Here is a 5329-nt window from a genome sequence, read left to right as displayed (position 1 = left end):
GACCTGACCCGCCTGCGCTCCCTGCGCGAGCGCATGGTCGAGCTGGGCCGCAGCTGCGTGCATGCCGACCACCGCCACGGCGGCGTCATCCTGGCGCTGTGGGGTGCGCTAGCTGAATTCATGGCGCGCAACCAGCTGGACACGATGATCGGCTGCGCCAGCATCCCGATGCAGCACAACGGTGTCTCCAGCGGCCACGCCGCCGCCAGCATCTGGCGCCAGGTGCGCCAAACGCATCTGGCACCCATTGAATACCGCGTGACGCCGCGTCTGGCGCTGCCGGTGGAGCGACTGGACGACACGCTGGACGTGGAGCCGCCCGCGCTGATCAAGGGCTATTTGCGCCTGGGTGCCAAGGTGCTGGGCGCACCGGCCTGGGACCCGGACTTCAACTCGGCCGACCTGCCCATGATGATGCGCATCGCCGACCTGCCGCCGCGCTACCTCAAGCATTTCTCCGGTAAGCCTGTGTCGGGCAGCCCTTCGGAGGCCTGATGCGCAGCATGTTTGACGCCATGGGCGCGCTGGCTTCGTCTGGGAACGGCTTCAGCGGGAACGGCGACGACCATGATGACGACGACTCGCTGCGCAAGCGCTACCGCACCATCTTCATTTCAGACATCCACCTGGGCACGCCCGGCTGCCAGGCGGTCGCGCTGCTGGATTTTTTGAAGGCCCACCCGAGCGACAACCTGTACCTCGTGGGCGACATCGTCGACGGCTGGCAGCTGCGCCGCCGCTGGTACTGGCCGCAGTCGCACAACGACGTGGTGCAAAAACTGCTGCGCCGCGCCCGCAAAGGCTGCCGCGTGGTCTATGTGCCGGGCAACCATGATGAGTTTGCGCGTGAATTTATTGGCAACCAGTTCGGCGGCATCGAGGTGATCGATGAAGCCGTGCACACCACCGCCGACGGCCGGCAGCTGTGGATCATCCACGGCGACTACTTCGACGCCGTGGTGCAGTGCGCCAAATGGCTGGCCTACGTGGGCGACAACCTCTATGAATTCACACTCAAACTCAACCGCCACCTCAACAGCCTGCGCGCCCGTTTGGGGCTGCCGTACTGGTCGCTGTCGGCTTACCTGAAGCAAAAGGTCAAGAGCGCGCTCAATTACGTCACCGACTTTGAAGAGGCCGTGGCCAATGAAGCCCGCCGCCGCGGCCACCAGGGCGTGGTCTGCGGGCACATCCACCGCGCCGAGATGCGCGACATCAACGGCGTGCTGTACTGCAACGACGGCGACTGGGTGGAAAGCCGCACCGCGCTCGTGGAAAACTTCGACGGCACCCTCGAGCTGGTGCACTGGGCGCCCGCGCATGAAACGCAGGGCCGCGGGCATGTAGCTTCCACGGTGACCGCATGAGGGTCGCTCTTGTAACGGACGCCTGGCAACCGCAGGTCAATGGCGTGGTCACCACCCTGGTGGAGTTGGTGCGTGAACTGCAGGAGTTGGGGCACCAGGTGGAAGTGATCCAGCCTGGCCTCTTCAAGACGCGGCCTTGCCCGGGTTATGCCGGTATTGACCTGGCGGTGCGCCCCAAGCGCGGCCTGACCGAAAAGCTCGATGCCTTTGCGCCTGAGGCCATCCACATTGCCACCGAAGGCCCGCTGGGCTGGGCTGCGCGCAGCTATTGCCTCAAGCGCGGCCTGAAGTTCACCACCGCATTTCACACCAAGTTCCCCGAGATCCTTCATGCGGCATTGAAGATTCCGCTGTCCTGGGGTTATGCGCTGTTCCGCCATTTCCACAGGCCCTCGTCGGGCGTGATGGTGCCTACCCATGGCGTGCTGCGCATGCTGGAGCAGCGGGGCTTTCAGAACCTGCGCAGCTGGACGCACGGCGTGGACACGGAGCTTTTCGGCTTTGAGCCGCAAGCGCGGCTGTACCCGCCCATGGGGACGGTGGTGCGGCCGGTGTCGTTGTTTGTGGGCCGGGTGTCGTATGAGAAAAACATCGAGGCTTTCCTCAAGCTGGACATTCCGGGGACCAAGGTGGTCTGCGGGGTAGGGCCCCTGGAGGCAACGCTCAAGGAGCGTTATCCGCAGGTCCGCTGGATGGGTGTTCTGCCCCGGGATGAGCTGGCCAAGGTCTACGCGGCGGCCGATGTGTTTGCCTTTCCCAGCCGGTCGGAAACTTTTGGCCTGGTGATGCTCGAAGCCATGGCAGTCGGCACACCGGTAGCCGCCTACCCGGTCGATGGCCCGCTGGAGGTGCTTGGAAAGCCCGATGGAAGCTGTCACGGCGGTGTCATGCATGAAGATTTGCAACAGGCTTGTTACAGCGCATTGGCTGTGCCGCGCCATGAAGCCCGTTTGCGCGCGCTGGACTTCAGCTGGGCCCATGCGGCGCAGCTTTTCGAGTCGTTCCTCGTAACCGCCGGGCACAACAACGCCATGAGCGGTACTTGCCAGCCTTTTCAGGCGGGTGCACCATCAGTCAAAAGTACTGTCACGCCATTGTCATGAAACACGTCAACACTGTGACTTGTTGTTAATGACAAAGACCACTCTTGTTGATGCCCACTTCACCCGCCTCGGTGGCAGCCGCTGCGCCACCCGTCCAGTTCCTGGACCGCGACCACAGCATTCTTGCCTTCAATGAGCGGGTGCTGGACTGGGCCAGGCGCCCGGACGTGCCGCTGCTGGAACGGCTGAGGTTTCTCTGCATTGTCTCGTCCAACCTGGACGAGTTCTTTGAAGTCCGGACCGCGCCCCACCTGACGGCGGCGCAGGCCAATGAACAAAAAGCGCTGTATTCGGTGCAGTCTTTCGCCGCACTTTCTGCGGCAGCCCACGACATGGTGGCGCGCCAGTATTCGCTCTACAACGACGAGCTGCTGCCGGCCTTTGAGCGGCAGGGCATACGCATCGTCTCGCACGGCGAGCGCAATGCGGCCCAGCGGCGCTGGGTGAAAGCATATTTCGAAAGGGAAGTGCGGCCGTTGTTGATTCCAGTCGGGCTGGACCCTTCGCATCCGTTCCCGCAGGTGGCCAACAAGTCGCTCAACTTCATCGTGCGGCTGGGCGGTCATGACGCCTTTGGGCGCGACAACGACATTGCCATCGTCAAGGTGCCGCGCGTGTTGCCGCGGCTGATTCATATGCCTTCGCACGGCAAGGACAAGAGCCGGCTGTTCGTGTCGCTTTCCAGCGTGATCCGGGCACACCTGGCCGAGTTGTTTGCCGGCCGCGAAGTGGGGCAGTTCTCGCAATTCCGCGTCACCCGGCATTCTGACCTGGCCGTGGATGAAGACGACGTCAAGAACCTGCGCACCGCCTTGCGCCAGGGCCTGGAGCAACGCCATTACGGGCAGGCTGTTCGGCTGGAGGTTTCTGCGGGCTGTTCGGAATACCTGGCCAGCTTCCTGCTCAGGCAATTCAACTTGCCGACGCAGTCCCTGTACCGGGTGCACGGCCCCGTCAACCTGGTGCGGCTGACGCAACTGGTGGACCTGGTCAATGACCCCAAACTGCTCTTCCCCGGCTACAGCGCGTGTTACCCCACCCAGTTGCAGCCCGGCCAGTCGTTCTTTGAGCGGCTCAAGGAAGGCGACGTTTCCATTCACCAGCCTTTTGAAAGTTTTGACGGCGTGCTCGTCTTCCTGCGCGAGGCGGTTAACGACCCGCAAGTGCTGGCGATCAAGCAGACCATTTACCGCACAGGCACCGACTCGGAGCTGATGGTGCTGTTGCGCGAAGCGGTGCGCCGCGGCAAGGAAGTGACGGTGGTGGTGGAGCTCAAGGCGCGCTTCGATGAAGAGGCCAACATCAACTGGGCGGAAATGCTGGAGTCGATAGGTGCGCAGGTGGTGTACGGCGTGGTGGGCCTGAAAACCCACGCCAAGATGCTGCTGGTGACGCGGCGCGAAGGCAAACACCTGGTGCGCTATGCCCATCTTTCCACCGGCAACTACAACCCGCGCACGGCCCGCCTTTACACCGACCTGAGCTACCTGACGGCCGACCCCTTGACGACGGCCGACATTGACAACGTGTTCGTGCACCTGGCCAGCCAGAGCCGCCTGCCCAAGCTGCACCATTTGCTGCTGGCGCCGTTCCAGCTGCACCGCAAGCTGATCGAGAAAATCGATTCGCTGGGCGAAGCCGCCCTGCAGGGCAACGACACCCGCATCGTGGCCAAGATGAACGCGCTGACCGACGAAGACCTGATGCAGGCGCTGGTGAGGGCGGGGCAGCGCGGCGTGAAGATCGACCTGATTGTGCGCGGCGCCTGCATGCTGCCGGCCCAAGTACCGGGTGTGACGGACAACATCCGCGTGCGCTCCATCATCGGCCGCTTCCTCGAGCATTCACGGGTGTTTTATTTCCGCTGTGCTGAAGAGGAAACCTTGTTGCTTTCCAGCGCCGACTGGATGAACCGCAACATGTTGCGCCGGGTTGAACTGGCCTGGCCTGTGACCGACCCCGTTCTGCGCCAGCGCATCATCGACGAGTGCCTGGTGGCCTACCTGCATGACGGGCGCGACGCCTGGGATCTGCAGCCTGACGGCACTTACCTGCGCGTGAACCCGCAGGGCGATGCCCCGCGCCACGGTGCGCAAGCGGCCTTGATGGCACGCTATTCGGCTCCCCATCACCAGGAAAAATAACATGGACCTGATCCTGTGGCGCCATGCAGAGGCAGAAGACTGGCCCGAGGGTGACCCGCAGGGCGGAAGCGATCTTGAGCGCTCACTGACGTCAAGGGGCGAGAAGCAGGCGGCCCGCATGGCCAATTGGCTGGACCGTCAGTTGCCCGAAGGCGCGCGCATTTTCGTTAGCCCGGCACGGCGCTGTGAGCAGACCGCGCTGGCGTTGGGACGCAAATACAAAATCCGTAGTGAGCTGGCGCCCGACGCCACGGTTGAACAGCTGCTGGAACTGGTGCAATGGCCGTCGGCCAGGTCGCCGATTCTGGTGGTGGGCCACCAGCCCAACCTGGGGCAGGCCATCGCGCAGCTGCTCAGCTTGCAGGAAAGCGAATGCCCGGTCAAGAAGGGTGCGCTTTGGTGGCTTCGCAGCCGCGACCGGGATGGCCTCAACCAGACCGTCGTGGTGACCGTGCAGTCGCCTGAAGTTCTCTGAAACAGCAGCACACTCAAAGCCTGCCCGCGGACAAAAAACGGACCCAATACAGGTAAGTTTTCCCGGTGCCAAGGCTATAGTGCAAATACCGCCGTTCCAGGGCCTGATCCAGTTTCTATGTCCAGATTAGATCGCAACCGCCAGGTTATGCCGCAGGTTTTGCGGCATACATTACGTTAAGCAATCCTTTTGATTCGCCAGTTCTAAGGAATTCGATGCATGCTCTAGGCGCTATATTGC

5 protein-coding genes are annotated in these 5329 nt (G+C 62.8%); all 5 read left to right on the top strand.

Annotation, left to right across the window (positions count from 1 at the left end):
* The coding region (locus AC1D1X_RS14865) for a GNAT family N-acetyltransferase (protein WP_477698549.1) at positions 1–495 on the top strand (495 nt) is incomplete at its 5' end.
* Positions 495–1367 carry a UDP-2,3-diacylglucosamine diphosphatase gene (locus AC1D1X_RS14860; protein WP_477670899.1) on the top strand — a complete coding sequence of 291 codons (873 nt, stop codon included), beginning with the start codon at positions 495–497 and terminating at the stop codon, positions 1365–1367. The genes AC1D1X_RS14865 and AC1D1X_RS14860, both read left to right, overlap by 1 nt.
* Positions 1364–2470, top strand: a complete 1107-nt coding sequence (locus tag AC1D1X_RS14855; RefSeq protein ID WP_477670898.1) for a glycosyltransferase family 4 protein — start codon at positions 1364–1366, stop codon at positions 2468–2470. The genes AC1D1X_RS14860 and AC1D1X_RS14855 overlap by 4 nt, the downstream gene beginning before the upstream one ends.
* Positions 2471–2520: 50 nt before the next feature.
* Positions 2521–4614: a polyphosphate kinase 1 gene (ppk1, locus tag AC1D1X_RS14850; protein ID WP_477670897.1), complete on the top strand. Its 2094-nt coding sequence runs from the start codon at positions 2521–2523 to the stop codon at positions 4612–4614.
* A 1-nt stretch (position 4615) separates the two neighbouring features.
* On the top strand, positions 4616–5089 hold the full coding sequence (locus tag AC1D1X_RS14845; protein WP_477670896.1) for a SixA phosphatase family protein: 474 nt from the start codon (positions 4616–4618) through the stop codon (positions 5087–5089).
* Positions 5090–5329: the final 240 nt, after the last annotated feature.

It is taken from the genome of Polaromonas sp. P1_G4 (assembly GCF_056405475.1).
The sequence above is the reverse complement of the archived record's forward strand: the minus strand, read 5'-3'. Positions and strand labels throughout refer to the sequence as shown.

Bases quoted from the DNA above. Each gene is read 5' to 3' on its own strand.
- AC1D1X_RS14845 (WP_477670896.1), top strand. From the start codon at position 4,616: ATGGACCTGATCCTGTGGCGCCATGCAGAGGCAGAAGACTGGCCCGAG.
- ppk1 (WP_477670897.1), top strand. From the start codon at position 2,521: ATGCCCACTTCACCCGCCTCGGTGGCAGCCGCTGCGCCACCCGTCCAG.
- AC1D1X_RS14860 (WP_477670899.1), top strand. From the start codon at position 495: ATGCGCAGCATGTTTGACGCCATGGGCGCGCTGGCTTCGTCTGGGAAC.
- AC1D1X_RS14855 (WP_477670898.1), top strand. From the start codon at position 1,364: ATGAGGGTCGCTCTTGTAACGGACGCCTGGCAACCGCAGGTCAATGGC.